The organism is Achromobacter sp. 01N37, from assembly GCF_056399725.1.
In genome coordinates this window covers 168,383-187,973 of sequence record NZ_JBFTRX010000012.1, presented here as the reverse complement: position 1 = coordinate 187,973, position 19,591 = coordinate 168,383, and the positions used below count along the sequence as shown (strand labels likewise).

General features: G+C 64.6%; 16 protein-coding genes. 11 read left to right on the top strand and 5 right to left on the bottom strand.

Annotated features, from left to right (window positions below; all coding sequences use genetic code 11):
* Positions 1-6: 6 nt before the first annotated feature.
* Positions 7-1,134, top strand: coding sequence for a CaiB/BaiF CoA transferase family protein (locus tag AC1DSJ_RS22890; protein ID WP_476760397.1), 1,128 nt, complete (start codon positions 7-9; stop codon positions 1,132-1,134).
* 95 nt (positions 1,135-1,229) lie between these two features.
* Positions 1,230-2,639 (top strand): APC family permease, encoded by a 1,410-nt coding sequence (locus AC1DSJ_RS22885; RefSeq protein ID WP_175170776.1) that lies wholly within the window; start codon positions 1,230-1,232, stop codon positions 2,637-2,639.
* 55 nt (positions 2,640-2,694) lie between these two features.
* Here AC1DSJ_RS22885 and ggt read toward each other — a convergent pair whose 3' ends face one another.
* On the bottom strand, positions 2,695-4,461 hold the full coding sequence (gene ggt / locus AC1DSJ_RS22880; protein ID WP_441370720.1) for a gamma-glutamyltransferase: 1,767 nt from the start codon (positions 4,459-4,461) through the stop codon (positions 2,695-2,697).
* 156 nt (positions 4,462-4,617) lie between these two features.
* Here ggt and AC1DSJ_RS22875 point away from each other — a divergent pair, with 156 nt between their 5' ends.
* Positions 4,618-5,523 (top strand): LysR family transcriptional regulator, encoded by a 906-nt coding sequence (locus tag AC1DSJ_RS22875; protein WP_054420595.1) that lies wholly within the window; start codon positions 4,618-4,620, stop codon positions 5,521-5,523.
* Positions 5,524-5,622: 99 nt separating this feature from the next.
* Here AC1DSJ_RS22875 and AC1DSJ_RS22870 read toward each other — a convergent pair whose 3' ends face one another.
* On the bottom strand, positions 5,623-6,615 hold the full coding sequence (locus tag AC1DSJ_RS22870) for a tripartite tricarboxylate transporter substrate binding protein BugE (RefSeq protein ID WP_346552211.1): 993 nt from the start codon (positions 6,613-6,615) through the stop codon (positions 5,623-5,625).
* A 244-nt stretch (positions 6,616-6,859) separates the two neighbouring features.
* On the opposite strand from AC1DSJ_RS22870, the gene AC1DSJ_RS22865 reads away from it, so the two are divergent.
* Entirely contained in the window at positions 6,860-7,759 is a 900-nt protein-coding gene (locus tag AC1DSJ_RS22865; RefSeq protein WP_054420593.1) for an AEC family transporter, read from the top strand.
* Positions 7,760-7,944: 185 nt separating this feature from the next.
* Here the strand turns inward: AC1DSJ_RS22865 and fumC are convergent, their stop codons facing one another.
* Entirely contained in the window at positions 7,945-9,339 is a 1,395-nt protein-coding gene (gene fumC, locus AC1DSJ_RS22860; RefSeq protein ID WP_441370530.1) for a class II fumarate hydratase, read from the bottom strand.
* Positions 9,340-9,503: 164 nt separating this feature from the next.
* On the opposite strand from fumC, the gene tsaE reads away from it, so the two are divergent.
* Positions 9,504-10,043, top strand: coding sequence for a tRNA (adenosine(37)-N6)-threonylcarbamoyltransferase complex ATPase subunit type 1 TsaE (tsaE, locus tag AC1DSJ_RS22855; protein ID WP_346552213.1), 540 nt, complete (start codon positions 9,504-9,506; stop codon positions 10,041-10,043).
* Positions 9,971-11,353 carry an N-acetylmuramoyl-L-alanine amidase gene (locus AC1DSJ_RS22850; RefSeq protein ID WP_054420591.1) on the top strand — a complete coding sequence of 461 codons (1,383 nt, stop codon included), beginning with the start codon at positions 9,971-9,973 and terminating at the stop codon, positions 11,351-11,353. The genes tsaE and AC1DSJ_RS22850 overlap by 73 nt, the downstream gene beginning before the upstream one ends.
* A gap of 176 nt (positions 11,354-11,529) precedes the next feature.
* Here the strand turns inward: AC1DSJ_RS22850 and AC1DSJ_RS22845 are convergent, their stop codons facing one another.
* On the bottom strand, positions 11,530-12,165 hold the full coding sequence (locus AC1DSJ_RS22845) for a VTT domain-containing protein (protein WP_156336307.1): 636 nt from the start codon (positions 12,163-12,165) through the stop codon (positions 11,530-11,532).
* 103 nt (positions 12,166-12,268) lie between these two features.
* On the opposite strand from AC1DSJ_RS22845, the gene mutL reads away from it, so the two are divergent.
* Together mutL and miaA are read left to right on the top strand one after the other, a co-directional pair.
* Entirely contained in the window at positions 12,269-14,266 is a 1,998-nt protein-coding gene (mutL, locus tag AC1DSJ_RS22840; RefSeq protein WP_441370529.1) for a DNA mismatch repair endonuclease MutL, read from the top strand.
* A gap of 2 nt (positions 14,267-14,268) precedes the next feature.
* Positions 14,269-15,240: a tRNA (adenosine(37)-N6)-dimethylallyltransferase MiaA gene (gene miaA / locus AC1DSJ_RS22835; protein ID WP_441370528.1), complete on the top strand. Its 972-nt coding sequence runs from the start codon at positions 14,269-14,271 to the stop codon at positions 15,238-15,240.
* A gap of 87 nt (positions 15,241-15,327) precedes the next feature.
* On the opposite strand, the gene purM is transcribed toward miaA, so the two are convergent.
* Complete coding sequence (gene purM / locus AC1DSJ_RS22830; protein WP_054420588.1) at positions 15,328-16,377, bottom strand: phosphoribosylformylglycinamidine cyclo-ligase; 1,050 nt, start codon at positions 16,375-16,377, stop codon at positions 15,328-15,330.
* 419 nt (positions 16,378-16,796) lie between these two features.
* Here purM and hda point away from each other — a divergent pair, with 419 nt between their 5' ends.
* From hda to pcnB, 3 genes are read left to right on the top strand one after another with little or no spacing between them, the layout of a single operon-like run.
* The gene (gene hda / locus AC1DSJ_RS22825; protein ID WP_054420587.1) at positions 16,797-17,498 is read left to right on the top strand and encodes a DnaA regulatory inactivator Hda; all 702 of its coding nucleotides are present in this window, start codon (positions 16,797-16,799) and stop codon (positions 17,496-17,498) included.
* Positions 17,495-18,193 carry an HAD family hydrolase gene (locus AC1DSJ_RS22820; protein WP_054420586.1) on the top strand — a complete coding sequence of 233 codons (699 nt, stop codon included), beginning with the start codon at positions 17,495-17,497 and terminating at the stop codon, positions 18,191-18,193. Before hda ends, AC1DSJ_RS22820 begins: the two co-directional genes overlap by 4 nt.
* On the top strand, positions 18,194-19,585 hold the full coding sequence (gene pcnB / locus AC1DSJ_RS22815; protein ID WP_054420585.1) for a polynucleotide adenylyltransferase PcnB: 1,392 nt from the start codon (positions 18,194-18,196) through the stop codon (positions 19,583-19,585).
* The last annotated feature ends 6 nt before the right edge of the window (positions 19,586-19,591 follow it).

Here is a 19,591-nt window from a genome sequence, read left to right as displayed (position 1 = left end):
AACCCCATGGCCCCCACCCTACCGAATGCCGGCGCGCTTGCCGGGTGCAAAGTGATCGACCTGTCCCGCGTGTTGGGCGGCCCGTATTGCACGCAGATTCTGGCCGACCACGGCGCCGACGTGCTGAAGATCGAGCCGCCCGGCGGCGACGAAACGCGTGGATGGGGCCCGCCCTTTCTGGGCGACACGGCGTCGTACTTCATTGGTGTGAACCGCAACAAGGAAGGCATGACGCTGGACTTGTCTCAACCCGCAGGCCAGGAATTGCTGCGCCATCTGCTGGCCGATGCCGACGTGCTGGTTGAAAACTTCAAGCCCGGCACGCTGGAAAAATGGGGCTTGGGTTTTGACACGCTAAGCCAGGCCTTCCCCAAGCTGATCCATTGCCGCGTCAGCGGCTTCGGGGCCGATGGCCCGCTGGGCGGCCTGCCGGGTTATGACGCCTGCGCGCAAGCCATGTGCGGCCTGATGAGCGTGAACGGCGAAGCGGATGGCGAGGCTACCCGCGTCGGCCTGCCGGTGGTAGACATGGTGACCGGGCTGAACGCGGCCGTCGCCATTCTGCTGGCCTTGAACGAGCGCACCCGCAGCGGCCTGGGCCAATTCCTGGACATCACGCTGTACGACTGCGCGCTGTCGCTGCTGCATCCGCACGCCCCCAATTACTTCTACAGCGGCAAGGTTCCCAAGCGCAGCGGCAATGCGCATCCGAACATCGCGCCCTACGAAACGCTGCCCACCGCCAGCGGCCCGATCTTCCTGGCCGTGGGCAACAACCGCCAGTTCGCGCAGTTGGCGCAGGTGCTTGAAGCGCCGGCGCTCGCGGCTGATGCACGCTACGCCCACAACGCTGATCGTCTGCAAAACCGGCAAGCACTGCGCGACGAATTGTCCGCCTTGCTGGCGGGCCAGAACGCCGCGGAACTGGCCGACCGCCTGCTGCGGGCGGGCGTGCCGGCAGCGGCCGTGCAAACGGTGGACCAAGCGCTTGCGCATCCGCACACGAAGCATCGCGGCATGGTGCTGCAACACGGCGACTACCAAGGCGTGGGCTCGCCTATCAAGCTATCGCGCAYGCCCGCCACGCTGCGCAAGCTGCCACCGGCGCTCGCGCCAACGAATCCCAACAACTAAGACATTTCGTTGCACCGCTGTAGCATCGTCCGCAACCTCCTCCCCTTAGACTTTTCGGGTCGACTCCCCCAAGTCCAAGAAAGAGGAGAAGGACCTTGGCTACAAACGAAACGAAAAGCCCAGTCCAGCAAGATGGACACGCCCCGCTCAAGCGCGTGATGGGTCCCAAGCTGTTGTTGTTGTTCATCGTGGGCGACATCCTTGGCACCGGTGTGTATGCACTGACCGGACAGGTCGCCGCCGAAGTGGGCGGCGCGGCCTGGGTGCCCTTTCTGGTGGCGTTCGCGGTGGCGTTGCTGACCGCGCTGTCCTATCTGGAACTCGTCACCAAGTACCCCAAAGCGGCCGGCGCGGCACTGTATGTGCACAAGGCGTTTGGCGTGCACTTCCTGACCTTCATCGTCTGCTTCACCGTCATGTGTTCGGGCCTGACGTCCGCGGCCACGGCCTCGCAGGCGTTCGCCGCCAACCTGTTCGCCGCGTTCGGCATCAAGGCCGACAAGGCGTGGATTACGTTCGGCGCGCTGGGCTTCATGCTGCTGGTGATGCTGGTGAACCTGCGCGGCGCGGCCGAAAGCGTCAAAGCGAATGTGGTGCTGACGCTGATCGAATTGTCTGGCCTGCTGATGGTGATCTTGCTGGGCTTCTACGCCATGTCGGAAGGAAAGGCGGATTTCTCTCGCGTGATCGCGTTCGACACGCCGGAAGACAAGAGCGTGTTCCTGGCGGTGACGTCGGCCACCGCGCTCGCCTTCTTCGCCATGGTCGGCTTCGAGGACTCGGTCAACATGGCCGAAGAAACGCATAACCCCAGCCGCATTTTTCCGAAGGTGATGCTGACCGGCCTGGGCCTGACTGCCGTGATCTACACGCTGGTGTCGATCTGCGCCGTGGCGCTGGTGCCGGTGGGCGAGCTGGCCAAGAGCTCGACGCCGCTGGTGCTGGTGGTCAAGCGCGCAGCCCCCGATCTGCCGGTGGAATACATCATGCCCATCATCTCGATGTTCGCGGTAGCGAACTCCGCGCTGATCAACATGATGATGGCCAGCCGCCTGCTGTATGGGATGTCGCGCCAAGGCGTGCTGCCGGCATTCCTGGCGCACGTGCACCGCAAGAACCAAACGCCGTGGACGGCCATTCTGTTCACCACCGTGCTGGCGCTGGCCTTGATTGTGCTGGTGGCGCTGGCGGACTCCGAAGCCATCCGCGCGCTGGGCGGCACCACCGCGTTGCTGCTGCTGGGTGTGTTCGCCTTCGTCAACGTGGCGGTGCTGGTCCTGCGCCGCGACAAGGTCAAGCACGAACACTTCCGCATCAACCGCATCATTCCGTGGCTGGGCGCGGCGGCCTGCCTGTTCCTGGTTACGCCGCTGACGGGCCGTGACGTGATCCAGTATCAGGTGGCGGGCTGGCTGCTGTTGCTGGGCGTGGTGATGTGGGGCGTGACGTACATGGCGCATCGCCGCGAAGCGCGTATGGAACTTGATCCGGCGTCGTTGGAATAGCCGTTGGAAGCAGCGGGCGCATCATGCCGCCCGCTGCAATCGGGATTGATCCGTTTCAGCCCCCCGCCGCCAGTCCTTCGCGGCGCGGGTCCACGCCCCCTTGCAAGCCATTGCCATCGATCACGATGCCGTGAATGCCGCTGGGAAATTCGGTGATGCGCGTGGGGTGCCCCATGGCCTCAAGCGCAGGCGCCAAGGCTTCCAGCACGGTGCCTTTTTCCAGTTCGGTTTCCTTGTTGCGGCTGCCCATGTTGGGCAGCGCAATGGCCGTCTGGATATCCAGCTTCCAGTCCAGCACGCCCACGATCGTCTTGGCCACGTAGTTGATGATGGCGCTGCCGCCGGGCGAGCCCACCAGCATCACGGGCTTGCCGTCGCGCAGCACGATAATCGGCGCCATTGCGCTGCGCGGGCGCTTTCCGGGTTCGACGCGGTTGGCCACGAGCCGGCCTTCCGGGTCTTTGAACGACGATGAAAAATCTGTCATCTCGTTATTCAGCAAGAAGCCGCGCACGAAAATCTTGCTGCCGAATTCACTTTCGATGGTGGTCGTCATGGACAGCGCATTGCCCTGTTTATCCACGGCCACCAGATGGCTGGTGGACGGCAATTCCAGCGCGTTGTCGCGGCCCAGTGTCAGCAGCTTGCCTTCCGGGTCGCCGGGCAGCGCCACCTTCATGCTGCGATCGGGCTTGATCAACGCACCGCGTGCACGCAAATACGCGGGGTTCAGCAATGCACTTACCGGCACGTTGACGAAGTCAGGGTCGGCCACGTAGAAGTCGCGGTCGGCAAACGCCAGCCGGCCAGCTTCAGAAAAGTAATGCACGGCCTCGACGGAGTTCGGTGCATAGGTGGCGATGGGGTATTGCTCAAGCTCGCCCAGCATCTGCAATACCGCGATGGGGCCGCTGCTGGGCGGCGCCATGCCGCACAGCTGATAGCCGCGATACGCGCCGCACACAGGCTCGCGCGTCTTGGCGCGGTAGCTTGCCAGATCGTCCAGACTCAGGTCGCCCGGCGTGGCGTGGCCATGCACGGCGGCCACGATGTCGCGCGCGATGTCGCCCTGGTAGAACGCATCGGCGCCCTGCTTCGCCACCGCACGCAAGGTGCGCGCGAACTCCGGATTCTTCAGCACATGGCCCACCGGCCACGCCGCGCCGTCCGGCGCATAGAAATACGCGGCCGCCGCCGATTGTTTGGGCAGCGTCTTGTTGCCCGTCAGCAGCGTATGCAGCCGCGGCGACACGGCAAAGCCCTGTTCCGCCAGCCGGATGGCGGGCTGGAAGAGGTCTGCCCAGGGCAGCACACCGCCTTCCTTGTGCGCGAGCTCAAGGCCGCGCAGCAGGCCCGGCACGCCCACCGACATGCCGTTATTCACGGCCTGCGCAAACGGCAGCGGTTTGCCATCGGCTTGCAGGAAGCGATCTGGGCGTGCGGCGGCCGGTGCGGTTTCGCGGCTGTCGTAGGTTTGAATGCGGCCGGTCTTGGCCGAATACAGCACCATGAAGGCACCCCCGCCAATGCCGGAGGATTGCGGCTCGACCAGGTTCAACACCAGCTGCGTGGCAATGGCGGCGTCTACCACGCTGCCGCCTTGGCGCAGCATGGCTTCGCCGGCTTGCGTGGCTAGCGGATTGGCCGACACCATCATGAAGTGCGGCGCGCGCACAAGCGCGCGTGCGCGGGCGCCGCTGGCGGCTTCGGGGTTGATGTCTTCAACCGCCTGCGGCCCGCGCGCCCAGGCGGCGGGCGGGGCCGCAAGGGCAGCCAGGGTGGCGGCAAGCAGGAAGGCGGCGGCGTGGCGGCAGGCGCGCATGATCAGCTCCGGAGTGGCGCCGGTAGTTCGGCAGGCGTTCATGATAGTCAAGCCAACCGCCGCTGTCGCGCCAGCGAGCTGGTTTTGTCACGGTCAGCCCGCCTTCAACGCATCCGACATAGAATCGCGGTTCTGGTCTCTCTTATGCCATTTGTCATGCGCCTGCGTCACATCGAGATTTTCGAAGCGATCCGCCGTACCGGGTCCCTGACCGAAGCGGCTGCGGCGCTGCATATTTCACAGCCCGCCGCCAGCAAATTGCTGGCGCATGCCGAAGCACAGCTGGGCTTCAAACTGTTTGAACGCGTCAAGGGCAGGCTCGTCGCCACGCGCGAGGCCGAAATCCTGACGCCCGAAGTCGCGCGCTTGAATCAGGATCTGAACAGCGTGCGCCGGCTGGTCGCCAGCCTGCGCGACCGGCCCAACGGGCACCTGCGGCTGGGCTGCGCGCCGGCACTCGGCCTGGGGCTGCTGCCTGGCGTGGTGCGCGATAGCCGCGACGCGCAACCGGGCATCACCTTTGATATCCACACCCATCACAGCACCGAGCTCGTGCAGGGGTTGCTGACGCGCGAGCTTGACCTGGCCATCACGTTTGACACCAACGACTATCCCGGCCTGACGCGCATGGGCCTGGGCCATACCGAACTGGTGCACTTGAGCCGCAAGCCCGCATCCGGCCCCATGCCCTTGTCGGAGCTGGCCGGCGTGTCCCGCGAGACGCTGATCGTGCTGGATGCCAGCGATGCCTCTGGCGCGCTGCTGCAAATGGCGCTGGATGCGCAAGGCCTGGAGCCGCAAGTCGCCATCCAGGTGCAGACGCATTACGTGGCGTGCGCGCTGGTTGATGCGGGTTGCGGCGACGCGATTGTTGACGCCATCACCGCGCAGGCGATGCTGCGCCCCGGCATGAGCCTGCGCCGCCTGGACCCCGCGCTGCGCGTGCCGATCAGCATTATGGTGCGCAATCAAGATCCCCTGTCAGCGTTGCATCGCGACTTGATCGACCGCTTGCGTGCCGCTTGTGATGCGAGTGGTGCGGCGCTGGATGCGGCGGCGTGAAAGTCCGCCCAAAAAAGCGCGCACCCATAAAAAACGGGCATCCGAAGATGCCCGTTCTGTTGTGGCCGAAGCGGGCATTGAAGCCCGCTTCGCGCAGCATCAATCCAGCTTGATGTTCTGCTTCTTCACCACGTCTTGAGCCCAGTCATACTGCTCTTTGATTTCCTTGGCGAACTCTTCCGGCGTGTTGCCCGACGGCGCCGAGCCTTGATCGTCCAACGCCTTGATGACCTTCGGGTCCTTCAGGGCCACAACAGCGGCGTCACGCAGCTTGTTCACGACTTCCATCGGCGTGCCCTTGGGGGCCAGCAGACCGTACCAGACCGGCTGGTTCAGCACCGGGAAGCCCGCGTCCTTGAACGTGGGCACACCCTTGACCGCAGCGATCTGCTCAGGCCATGCAATCGCCATGGCGTTCAGCTTGCCCGCCTGGATTTGCGGCATCGAGGACGGCAGGTTGTCGAACAGGATTTCGATCTGGCCGCCGACGGCATCCGCCACGGCCGGGCCCGAACCCTTGTACGGCACGTGCACGATGTCGGTGCCCGTGGCCATCTTGAACGATTCGCCCATCAAGTGCAGCACGCCGCAGGTGCCCGAGCTGCCATAGGAGTACTTGCCCGGGTTCTTCTTCAGCTCTTCGATGAAGCCCTTGAAGTCCTTGGCCGGGAACTTCGGGTTCACGGCAACCACGTTCGCGGTGTTGGCGAAGTTGGTGACCGGCTGGAAGTCCTTGATCGGGTCGTACGGCAGGTCCTTCGGACGGCATGCCGGGTTGACGGCCATCGTCGACACCGTGGCGATCGACAGCGTGTAGCCGTCGGCATCCGCGCGCGCGGCTTCAGATGCGCCAATGGCGCCGCCTGCGCCGCCCTTGTTTTCCACAACCATCGGTTGGCCAAGTTCCTGGCTCATGCGCTGCGTCACCAGGCGCGCGATGATGTCGGTGGAACCGCCGGGCGCGAACGGAACAATCACGCGGATAGGCTTGCTGGGATACTTGTCGGCTGCGTGCGCAACAGACGCGCCAAAGGTGCCAACGGCGCCAGTCGCCACGGCGATAGCCACGGCCAGGTAGCGAACTTTATTCATAGATGTGTTTCCTCCAAGATTTGCGAGCCCGTATGTAAACGGACCGTTTTGAGATGGTCTCGTCTGTAGACGGCCAGCAGATAACGGTGGGAGCGCATTGCTTCTGTGCAGCGTGTGTGGCGCTGCTTTTATGAGTTGCTTGTGGCAGACGCGCCCGCCAGAATGACGGAGAATAGCAGCAAATGCTTACACACGCATAGCGCGTTCATCCTCCGCCAACGGCCCATAAAAACGACTCTGCCTCATGTCGGTTGCTCTTCTGGTTTTCCCTGATTTCATGCTGGTTGCGCTCGGTTGGGCGCTGCGACACAAGCTGGGTTTCACGCGCGAATTCTTTGCGGGCACCGAGCGGCTTGTCTACTTCGTGCTGTTCCCCGCGCTGTTGTTCCAATCGATTCTGCGCACGCCCATTACGGCGGGCAACGCCGTCGTGCTCTTGCAGGCGACGGCGGCTGTTGTGGCCTCGGGCGTGGCGCTGTCGTGGCTGGCCGGGTTGGTGTTGCGGCCAACATCGCTGGGGCTGGCGTCGTCCGCGCAATGCGGCTATCGCTTCAACACGTATATCGGCTTGGCGCTATCGGCCAGCCTGGCCGGTTCGGCGGGCCAGACGGTGATGGCGCTGATCATCGGCTTCGCGGTGCCGATGGCCAATGTGGCCGCCGTCTACGGGCTGGCGCGCCACAACGGCGGCAACCTGCTGCGCGAGCTGGCGCGCAATCCGCTGGTGGTGTCCACCTTGTTGGGCCTGGCCTGCAACCTGGCGGGCTTGCAGTTACCGGGTCCGGTCGACACGGTCTTCGCGCGGCTCGGTGCGGCGGCCCTGGCGCTGGGCATTCTCTGCGTGGGCGCCAGCCTGGCGTGGGAAGGCGGCAAGGGATATGGCTCGCTGATTGCGTGGATGCTGGCGGTCAAGCTGGTGGCGCTGCCCGCGGTGGCGTTAGGCGTGGCGCACCTGCTTGGGCTGCCGCCGCTTGAGGCGCGAATGCTGTTGTTGTTCGCCGCATTGCCCACGGCCTCCGCCGCGTACGTGCTGGCGATGCGCATGGGCGGCGACGGCCGCATGGTGGCGGTGCTGATTTCACTGGGTACGCTGTGTTCCGCGGCCACGATTCCGATGTGGCTGTTATTGGCTGGGCAGGGTTGATCGGCGATCCGAGATCCGAGATCCGTGAAAGTCGCCGCCGAATCAAAGGCCGCCAAATTAAAAAATCCGCCTCATAGAAAAAGCCGCCTCATAGAAAAATCCACCTCATAAAAAAAACCGCCCAATTCACATTGGGCGGCCCTGTCACCAATAGGCTTTCAGCCTGCTCGTGTCGTGTCGCGCGATTACGACTTGTGCGCGTTGGTCATCGAACCCGGCACGACCCATTCCGCGAATTGCGCCTCGGTCACATAACCCAATGCCAGCGCCGATTCCTTCAACGACAAGCCTTCCTTGTGCGCCTTCTTGGCAATCTGCGCGGCCTTGTCGTAGCCGATGTGCGGATTCAGCGCCGTCACCAGCATCAGTGAACGGTCGACCAGTTCAGCAATGCGCTCGTGGTTCGGCTCGATGCCGGCCGCGCAGTGCTCGTTGAAGCTGGCCATGCCATCCGTCAGCAGGCGCACGGATTGCAGGAAGTTGTGGATCACCAGCGGCTTGAACACGTTCAGTTCGAAGTTGCCGCTGGCGCCACCGATGTTGATGGCCACGTCGTTGCCCAGCACTTGCGCGGCCAGCATCGTGATGGCTTCGCACTGCGTGGGGTTGACCTTGCCCGGCATGATCGAGCTGCCCGGTTCGTTTTCCGGAATGCTGATTTCGCCCAGGCCCGAACGGGGGCCGCTGGACAGCCAGCGCACATCGTTGGCAATCTTCATCAGGCCCGCGGCCAGCGACTTCAAGGCGCCGTGCGCAAACAGCAGCGCTTCGTGCGAGGCCAGCGCCTGGAACTTGTTGGGGGCCGACACGAAAGCCGTGCCGGTGGCGTGCGCCAGGTCGGCGGACACCTTGGCGCTGAATTGCGGATGCGCATTCAGGCCGGTGCCAACCGCCGTGCCGCCAATGGCCAGCTGATGCAGGCCCGGCAGCGTGGCGCGAATCTGCTGTTCGGCCAGATCCAGCTGGGCCACATAGCCCGACAATTCCTGGCCCAGCGTCAGCGGCGTTGCGTCTTGCAGGTGGGTGCGGCCGATCTTGACGATGTCGTAGAACTTGGCGCTCTTCTCGGCCAAGGTCGCGCGCAGCTTTTTCAGCGACGGCAACAGATGGTGTTCGACTTCCACGGCGGCCGCCACGTGCATGGCGGTCGGGAAAGTGTCGTTGGACGATTGGCCGCGGTTGACGTGGTCGTTCGGGTGCACCTTGCGCTCTTCGCCGCGCACGCCGCCCAGCAATTCCGAAGCGCGGTTCGCCAGCACTTCGTTCATGTTCATGTTGCTTTGCGTGCCCGATCCCGTCTGCCAGACGGACAGCGGGAATTCATTGGGCCATTTGCCGGCGATGACTTCGTCGGCGGCGCGGATGATGCCGTCGGCGATCTTCGGGTCCAGTTCGCCGAGTTCGGCGTTGACCTTGGCGGCCGCACGCTTCAGGCGCGCCATGGCGTTGACCTGGGGGACAGGCATCTTCTCGGTGGAAATCGCGAAAAAATGCAGCGAACGTTGCGTTTGGGCGCCCCAGAGGTGATCCTCGGGGACTTCGATGGGCCCAAACGTGTCTTTTTCGATGCGGGTCTTCATGGCGCGTACAACTCCGTGTGGCGGCTGTCAGTCGCAATCGGCGGCGTCCGCCTGAAGCGACATATTGAGAATAGCAATCAGTTATTAGATTAGCAGAAACCCGAATTCCTATAATTGCGAAAATCCGAGATCCCTCCACCGTTTTTTACCACTCGCCCCGCGCCATGTCCGCCCCTCTTTGCAGCCTGACCTTGCACCTGCCCGACGAAGCCGCCACGGAATCGCTGGCGCGCGAGCTTGCCCCTTTGGTTTCCGGGGGACAGACCGGCCCGGCCGGTGCCTGCATCCACCTTCAAGGCGACCTTGGCGCAGGCAAAACGGCCTTCACACGGGCGTTGTTGCGCGAATGCGGCATCACCGGCCGAATCAAAAGTCCTAGCTACGCGCTGCTTGAATCCTATAAAGTTTCTAACTTATACTTCTATCATCTTGATTTTTATAGATTTAGTGATTCGCGCGAATGGTTGGACGCAGGATTTCGGGATTTACTGCGTGAAGACGCGGTGGTTTTGATCGAATGGCCGGAGCGGGCCGAGGGCCTTTTGCCCCCTCCCGACCTGCTGATTTCCCTGGCTTATGCCGATGAGGGACGCAACGCCACCCTGACCGCGTACACCGCTCGAGGACAAACATGGTTGAACGCGATTGTCCCCCCGCCCAAGACGGCGCCCTTCCCTCGGCAGGCGCCACCCGGCGCCGCCTGATCAGCGTAGCTGCCACTCTGCTCGTCCTGCCGGTTCTGCCGCGTCTGGCGCAGGCGGCTACCATCCTGGCCGTGCGTACCTGGCCGGCCGACGAATACACCCGGGTCACGCTGGAGCTCGACAGCGAGCTCAAAGCGGAACAGTTCACGCTTGAAAACCCCCACCGGCTGGTGGTGGATATCGAAGGCCTGACCATCAGCGCCGCGCTGAACGACCTGGTTTCCAAAGTCCGCCCGGACGACCCCTATATCCAAAGCCTGCGCGTGGCGCAGAACCGCCCGAACGTGGTGCGGCTGGTGTTCGACCTGAAGCAGCCCGTGGCGCCGCAGGTGTTTACGCTCAAGCCGGTGGCCGATTACCAGTACCGCCTGGTGCTGGACTTGTATCCCAAGATCGCCCAAGACCCGCTCATTGCGATTCTGAACAAGAGCGGCCCCGATGTGGACGACCCGCTCGCCCGCATTCTGGAAGACATCCAGCGCAACCCGGTCACCCGCGCCGATCCGCCGGAGCCGCCGCGCGTGCGCGGCCAGCAGCCGGCGCCGCCCCTGCCCACGGCCCCCAAGCCTCCCCCCGCCACCGCCGGCCGCGGCAAGCAGCGCATGCTTACCATCGCGCTGGACCCCGGCCATGGCGGTGAAGACCCGGGCGCCATCGGCAGCAGCGGCCTGCGTGAAAAAGACGTGGTGCTGCGCATCGCCCGGCGCCTGAAGGCGCTGATCGACAGCCAGCCCTATATGCGCGCCTACCTGACGCGCGACGACGATTACTTCGTCCCATTGCATGTGCGCGTGCAAAAGGCGCGGCGGGTGCATGCCGACCTGTTCATCTCGATTCACGCGGATGCCTGGGTCAAGCCGTCGGCCAATGGCTCGTCGGTGTTCGCGTTGTCGCAGCGCGGCGCCACCAGCGCGCAGGCCCGCTGGATGGCCGACAAGGAAAACGCGGCCGACTTGATCGGCGGCGTCAACCTGGGCAGCCACGACCGCCAGGTCGCCAAAGTGCTGCTGGACTTGTCCACCACCGCGCAGATCAACGATTCGCTGAAGGTCGGCAACGCCTTCCTGGACGAGATCAAGAAGATCAACCGCCTGCACAAGAACAGCGTCGAACAGGCGGGCTTTGCCGTGCTGAAGGCGCCGGATATTCCGTCCGTGCTGGTCGAAACCGCCTTCATCAGCAACCCGCAGGAAGAAGCCCTGCTGCGCAGCAATTCGCACCAGGATAAGCTGGCCCAGGCCATGATGACCGGCATCCAGCGCTACTTCACCGCCAACCCGCCGCTGGCACGGTTGGGCGACGTCAGCTGATCACGCTGACGTAAAAAGGGGCAATGCGCCGTCAAGCGCATCGCCCCTTTTTTTGTTCTGGCGACTGACTGGCAACCCACAGTGGCCGTGGGAGAAAATGCAGTCTGATTGCTGAGTCAATTGCAGTCTGACTACATTTTTAATTGCAGTCAGACTACATTTTCGATCGTGATTGTTTACGCGCGCCGGGACTTGATCAGCTTGAACACGCCGGCCCCCACGACCGGCACGATGGCTGCGGCCAGACCCAGCAGCACAATGGTGTTCAGGTGTTCGCGCACCAACGGGATGTTGCCGAAGAAATAACCGGCTGCCACCAGGCTGACCACCCAGAACAGCGCGCCCAGGATGTTGAACAGCTGGAAGCGCGACATCGGCATGTCGGCCACGCCCGCGACAAAGGGCGCGAACGTGCGGACGACGGGAATGAAACGCGACATCACGATCGTCTTGCCGCCGTGCTTTTCATAGAACGCATGCGTGCGCATCAGCGCGCCGCGGTCCAGGAAGCGCAGGTTCATCGAGAACACGCGTGGCCCGATGTAGCGCCCGATCATGTAGTTCAGCGTGTTGCCAGTGATGGCGGCCACAATCAGCAGCACGGCCATCAAGACCGGATCAATATGGCCCGTGGCGCCGAACGCGCCCGCGATGAACAACAGCGAATCGCCCGGCAGGAAGGGCAGCACGACCAGGCCCGTCTCGGCGAAAACAATCAGGAACAGCACCAGGTACACCCACACGCCGTATTGCGCGACCCAGACGCCCAGCGTCTTGTCGATGTGGAGCACCATATTGAAAAATTCAAGCATTCAGCAGCCCGGAAGGATCGGAGGAAGGAAATTTCCCAGCGACTATAGCCCACCCGCCCATGACGCTAAAATCGTCCACATAGCCCCACCAGACTTGAGCCTAATGACCGAACGCCGTTCCATTCTTGCGCTTCCCGACCTGCTCATCAGCCAGATTGCCGCTGGCGAAGTGATTGAGCGCCCCGCCTCCGTGCTCAAGGAAATCCTTGAAAACGCGATTGACGCGGGCGGTCGCGCCATCGAAGTGCGCCTGGAAGGCGGCGGCATCAGGCGGATTGCCGTCACCGACGACGGCGGCGGCATTCCCCCTGAAGAACTGCCGCTGGCGCTGGCCCGCCACGCCACCAGCAAGATCCGCTCGCTGAACGAACTGGAGTCGGTGGCGTCGATGGGGTTTCGCGGCGAAGCGCTGGCCTCCATTGCGTCGGTCGCCCAGGTCACCATCATTTCGCGCACCCGCGACGGCGAACACGCCTGGCAAATCGACGCCGGCAGCATGCAGGTCAGCCCGGCATCCGGCCCGCCGGGCACCACCGTCGACGTGCGCCAGTTGTTTGACGCCGTGCCCGCACGCCGCAAGTTCCTGCGATCCGAAGCCACCGAGTTCGGCCATTGCGTTGACGCCATGGAGCGCATTGCGCTGGCGCATCCCCAGATTGCGTTCCGGCTGTTCCACCATGACCGCGCGCAGCGCCAATGGCTGCCCGCCGAGCCCCCGCAGCGCATCCGCGACGTGCTGGGCGCGGAATTCGCCGAACATGGCCTGTTGCTGTCGCATGCGGTTGGCACGGTCAGCCTGGCCGGCATGATCACCCGCCCCACCGCCGCCCGCGCCCGCGCCGACCGCCAATATCTGTACGTAAACGGCCGCTATGTGCGCGACCGCACCGTCAGCCATGCGCTGCGCGCGGCCTATGCCGACGTCCTGCACGGCGACCGTCAGCCCGCCTACGTGCTGTTCCTGGACATCGACCCCGCCGCCGTGGACGTGAACGTGCACCCGGCCAAACATGAAGTCCGTTTCCGCGACAGCGGCGCGGTGCACCGGTTTGTATCGCACGCCGTTGGCCAGACGCTGGCGCAGACGGGCGGTTCGTCCGCGGTCACGCCCCCCGGCGCTTCCGCCGCACAGAATGAGTCGGAAGACGGCGGCTTTGAAACCGTGGCGCGTCCTGCTGAAAGCGGGTCTGCGAACGCTGCCCCGGTCCCGCCGTATCGCGCTCCTGACAGTACCTCGCATGGCGCGCCGGCCAACACGGCGGCGCCGGCGCCCGCTGCGGACTCGCCTCGCCCCGGCTACACGGGCGGCAACACATCCAACGCCACGTATGGCCTGCGCCCGTCGCCCACCCCGCAACGCGCCCACACGCAGGTGCCGTTCCGGCTGCACGCAGAACCCGCCGGCATTCCCGCCGCAGACTGGCAATCGTTGTACCGCCCGCTTGGCGACGACACGGCCGCCAAGGTCACGCCGGTCAGCGAACCCCGCGCGGCCGCCACGCTGCCCGCCGATGAGGAACATCCGCTGGGCATGGCGTTGGCGCAGTTGCACGGCATCTACATCCTGGCGCAGAACCGCCGGGGCATGGTGCTGGTGGACATGCACGCAGCGCACGAGCGCGTCGTCTATGAACAACTGAAGCAGGCGCTGGACGCCCGCAGCCTGCCGCGCCAAGACCTGTTGGTGCCAGTCGTGTTCCACGCCCAGGAAAAGGACGTGGCCATCGTCGAGGAATTCGACGAACAACTCAGCGATCTGGGTTTCGAGATGCGCCCGTCAGGCCCCACGTCGATCGCCGTGCGTTCCGTGCCCGCCATCCTGGCCCGTGGAGACATCGAAACGCTGGCCCGCGCTGTGCTGCGCGATCTGGGCGCCGTGGGGGTGTCGCGCTTGCTGACGGAGCAACGCAACGAACTGCTGTCCACCATGGCCTGCCACGGTTCCGTGCGCGCCAACCGCAAGCTGACCATTGAAGAAATGAACGGGCTGCTGCGGCAGATGGAAACCACCGAGCGCGCCGATCAATGCAATCATGGCCGCCCGACCTGGGTGCAGTGGTCGGTGTCCGACCTGGACAAGCTCTTTCTGCGCGGACAATAAGTTTGCCGTCTTCCCCTACCCCCGCAACCGACACGCCGCTGGTCATTTGCCTGGCAGGCCCCACCGCCGCAGGCAAGAGCGCGTCCACGTTGGCGCTGGCCGAGCGATGGCCAATGGAAATCGTCAACGTCGATTCCGCCACGATCTATCGCGGCATGGACATCGGCACCGCCAAGCCGTCGCCCGAAGAACAGGCGCGCGTGCCGCAGCATCTGCTCGACATCCTGGACCCGGCGCAGTCGTATTCCGCCGCCGAGTTCCGCGCCGATGCGCTGCGCCTGATCGGCGAGATCCGTGCGCGTGGCCGCATCCCGCTGCTGGCGGGCGGCACGATGATGTACTACAAAGCGCTGCGCGACGGGCTGGACGACCTGCCTCAGGCCGATCCCGCCTTGCGCGCCGAGCTTGAAGCGCGCGCCGCCGTCCACGGCTGGCCGGCGCTGCATGCCGAACTGGCAGTGCTGGACCCCATCACCGCCGCGCGCCTGGCGCCCAACGACAGCCAGCGCATTCAGCGTGCGTTGGAGATCTGCCAATTGTCGGGCCAGCCCATGTCGGCGCTGCTGCAACGCGGCGAGCGCAAGCCGGACGACGACGCCAATCAATACCTGACGATCAGCCTCGAACCGTCCGAGCGCAGCGCGCTGCACGCGCGCATCGAACAGCGCTTTGACGCCATGCTGGCGGGCGGGCTGCTGGAAGAAGTCCGAGGCTTGCGCGCCCGCCCCGATCTGCATCCCGGCCTGCCCTCCGTGCGCTGCGTGGGCTACCGGCAGATGTGGGCGCATCTGGATGGCGAGATCGATCTGGCCACCGCGCGCGAACAGGGCATTGCCGCCACGCGCCAACTGGCCAAGCGCCAGATCACGTGGCTGCGCGCCCAGCCCGAGCGCATCATCGTGGATTGCCTGGCGCCCGACGCCGTGGCGCAGACGATCGATGCGGTGGCGATGGCGCTGGCCGGCAAGGCTTAAGGCGTTTTCTCCACGTCGCCCATCCCAAAAAACAAAAACCCGCCATCGGCGGGTTTTTTCATGCAAGGCCCAAGACCAGAACGCGGTTTACACCACGAAGGTCTGCGCCATGCCTTCCGTCTGCTCGACGATTTCGCCGATCTTGTTGACGGTTTCGCCTTGCTCGCGCAGCGTGGCGGCAATGGCGTCGGCCTGGGCCGCGTCCACCACCAGCACCATGCCGATGCCGCAGTTGAAGACGCGGTGCATTTCGGTGTCTTCGACGCCGCCCTGCTCTTGCAGCCATTGGAACAGCTTGGGCATTTCCCAGCCGTCACGGTGCAGCTTGGCCGACAGGCCGGCTTGCAGAATGCGCGGCACGTTGTCCAGCAGACCGCCGCCGGTGATGTGGGCCAGGCCCTTGATGTCGGTGCCGTGCTTGGCCAGCGCGGCCAGCACTTGCTTCACGTAGATGCGCGTGGGCGCCATCACGACGTCAACCAGCGGCTGGCCGTGGAAGTCGTCGGTGGGCTTGGCGCCGGCGCGTTCGATGATCTTGCGCACCAGCGAAAAACCGTTGGAATGCACGCCGCTGGAGGCCAGGCCCAGCACCACGTCGCCCGGCTTGATGGACTTGCCGTCGATGATGGCGGACTTTTCCACCGCGCCCACCGCAAAGCCAGCCAGGTCGTATTCGCCGTCCGGGTACATGCCCGGCATTTCAGCGGTTTCGCCGCCGATCAGCGCGCAGCCCGACAATTCGCAGCCCTTGGCAATGCCGCCCACCACCGACGCCGCCGTGTCCACCGAGAGCTTGCCGCAGGCGAAGTAGTCCAGGAAGAACAGGGGTTCAGCGCCCTGCACCAGGATGTCGTTGACGCTCATGGCGACCAAGTCGATACCCACGGTGTCGTGGCGGTTCCACTCGAAGGCCAGGCGCAGCTTGGTGCCCACGCCGTCGGTGCCCGAGACCAGCACGGGCTCGTTGTACTTCTTCGGCACTTCGAACAAGGCGCCAAAGCCGCCGATACCGGCCAGCACCCCGGGGCGCATGGTGCGCGCGGCGAGGGGTTTGATACGGTCGACCAGGGCGTCGCCTGCGTCGATGTCGACACCGGCATCGCGGTAGGTCAAGGGGGCTTTAGGTTGATTCGTCATGAGAAATGCCGTGGGGTATGTAACAATTGCTGGGAATTTGGTGGAACGCCCTGCATTTTACGATGTTGCGGCGTTGAGCAGGGATCGAACCGGCCGCGCGTGGGGATTGCGGCAGGGGCCGGTCTGACCGGCCAGGGGGCAAAAAAGGGCGCAAACCCAAGCCAGGCAAAGCCCTTGGGCGCGACACCATCCCCCCAGGTGGTTTAAAGTGTCGGGTTGGCCGGTATGGATTTTGCCAGTTTCTGGCGGATAGCGCCTGGAAAGGGCTTGCCCCGGCCCCTTGCTTCACCGTTTTTTGGCTTTTCCGGCAACACCGGCATGTCCTGCGCCGCTGCGCGCCCCCGCGATGCAATTGTCGTGCCGGGCCGTGTTTGTGCCGGGCTGCGGCAGTACCGAACCAGCCTGATTGATAACCTCTCATGAACCGCCAGCTGCTGCTCGACGTTCTTCCCGCGCCAGCGCCATCGCTGAACAACTACATCGCCGGCCCCAACGGGGAAGCGCTGGCAGCGGTGCGCGCGCTCAATCCGGGCCGCGCCCTGTATATCTGGGGCGCAGCCGGTTGTGGCCGCACGCATCTGCTGCGCGCGCTGACCGCCCGCCCCGACGCCGTCTTCATCGACCCCGCCAAGGGTGAAACGATGCTGCGCCGTCTGGCCGAGGCCGATTCCAAATCGCCCATGCCCAAGTTCGTGGCCGTGGACGATGTGCACCGCATGGACGACACCCGTCAGGCCGCGTTGTTCGCGCTGTACAACCGCTGGCGCGAATCCGCCGCCACTGGCCGCGCCTTTGCGCTGGCCTTGGCGGGCGACCGCGCCCCGCTGTCGATGCCGCTGCGCGAAGACCTGCGCACCCGCCTGGGCTGGGACCTGGTGTTCCGCCTGGACCCGCTGTCGGATGCCGACAAGCTCGCCGCGCTGTCCGCGCAGGCCGCCGAACGCGGCATGCATCTGGCGCCTGAAATCATCAACTGGATGTTGATTCACCACGAACGCGACATCCGCAAACTGGCCGCGCTGATCGACGCGCTTGACCGCTATTCCCTGGCCACCGGCCGTCCCATCACCTTGCCTTTGTTGCGGGCCATGCTCGCAGACCCTGATTCACAACGCACATGACCTCCCGACGTCTCGCCCTGTTCGACCTGGATCACACCCTGTTGCCGCTGGATAGCGACTACCAATGGGCCGACTATCTGGCACGCACGGGCCGTGCGGGAGACCCGGACGAAGCCCGCCGTCAGAACGACGACCTGATGGACCGCTACAACCGCGGCGAACTCACCGCCGAACAGGCCGCCGAGTTCATGCTGGGGTTGCTGGCGGCGCATTCTCCTTATGACCTGGCGGACTGGCACGAAGAATTCATGCGTGAAGTCATCCGCCCGTCCATCACCGCCGACGCCCGCGCGTTGGTGCAATCCCACCTGGATGCTGGCGACCTGTGCGCCATCGTCACGGCGACCAACAGCTTCGTCACCGCCCCCATCGCCCGCGCCTTTGGCGTGCCGCACCTGGTGGCTACCGACGCCGAATACCTGAACGGCCGCTACACCGGCCGCATCCTGGGCACGCCCAGTTTCAAGGAAGGCAAGGTGGTGCGCGTGAACGATTGGCTGTCCGCGATGCGCCTGGGGCTTGCGGATTTCTCCGAATCGTTTTTCTATAGCGATTCGGTCAATGATGTACCGCTGCTCGAAAAGGTGACCCGTCCGATCGCCGCCAACCCCAGCCCGACCCTGCGCAATATCGCTCAGGAACGTGGCTGGCAAGTGATCGACTTGTTCGACCACATGGAAGACTCGAAGTCCTAAATGATCACTGACACCATAAAAAAATTCGTCGGCCGCTTGTTCGCGCCGGCGCCCCGGGGGCCGTTGCGCATCGAGCGCGACAAGCACGGCATCGACCGCCGTAACGTTTCGCGCCACGCCATCAAGGTCTGCGAAGTGCTGCGCCAGCACGGCTATGACGCATTTATCGTCGGCGGCGCCGTGCGCGACCTGATCGTGGGGCTGGAACCCAAGGACTTCGACGTGGCCACCAACGCCACGCCCGAACAGATCCGCCCGCTGTTTCGCCGCGCCCGCATCATCGGCCGCCGCTTCCAGCTGGTGCACGTGGTGTTCGGCCAGGAAATCATCGAAACGTCCACCTTCCGCGCGCCCGCCTCGGAAGAGCAGGAAACCGACGAGCACGGCCGCATCCTGCGCGACAACGTGTTCGGTTCGCAGGAAGAAGACGCCAAACGCCGCGACTTCACGATGAACGCGCTGTACTACGACCCGCACAACGAGGAAGTCATCGACTACCACAATGGCGTGGCCGACTTGAAAAAGCGCCAGGTCCGCATCATTGGCGACCCGGTCAAGCGTTACCGCGAAGACCCGGTCCGCATGCTGCGCGCCGTGCGTTTTGCCGCGAAGCTCAATGGCACGATCGACCCGGCCACGCGCCAGCCGATCAGCACCATGGCCGAGCTCATTGAAAACGTGCCGGCATCCCGCCTGTTCGACGAAATGCTGAAGCTGCTGACCTGCGGCCACGCCATGGATTGCCTGCGCCAGTTGCGCGCAGACGGCCTGCACAACGGCCTGTTGCCGTTGCTGGATGTGGTGCTGGAACAACCGGGCGGCGAGCACTTCGTTGAACTCGCGCTGGAACGCACCGACGCCCGCGTGCGCGCCGGCAAGACCATCAGCCCCAGCTTCCTGTTTGCCGCCCTGCTGTGGCAGCAGGTGGACGTGCGCTGGAAGCAGCTGCGCGCCCAGGGCGAGCACACCATTCCCGCGCTGTCGCAAGCGGCGGATTCCGTGCTGGACGAACAGACCGAGAAGCTCGCCATCCAGCGCCGCTTCTCGTCCGACATGCGCGAAATCTGGTTCATGCAGCCGCGTTTCGAACGCCGCATGGGCAAGACGATTTTCCGCATGATCGAGCAGCCGCGCTTTCGCGCCGCCTGCGATTTCCTGCAACTGCGCGCCGCGGCCGGCGAGTTCGACAGCGTGCTGGCGCAATGGTGGATGGACTTGGCTAACGCCGATGACGTCACCCGCGCCGACATGATCGAAGAAGTCTCGCGCCTGCCGCGTGAAGCCGGTGATACGGGTGGCGGTGGTGGCGCAGGCCCGTCCACGTCGTCGGGTCCGCGCAAGCGCCGCCGTCCGCGCCGCTCGCCGTCGCGCGGCCCGTCCAGCGCCGAGTAACACCGT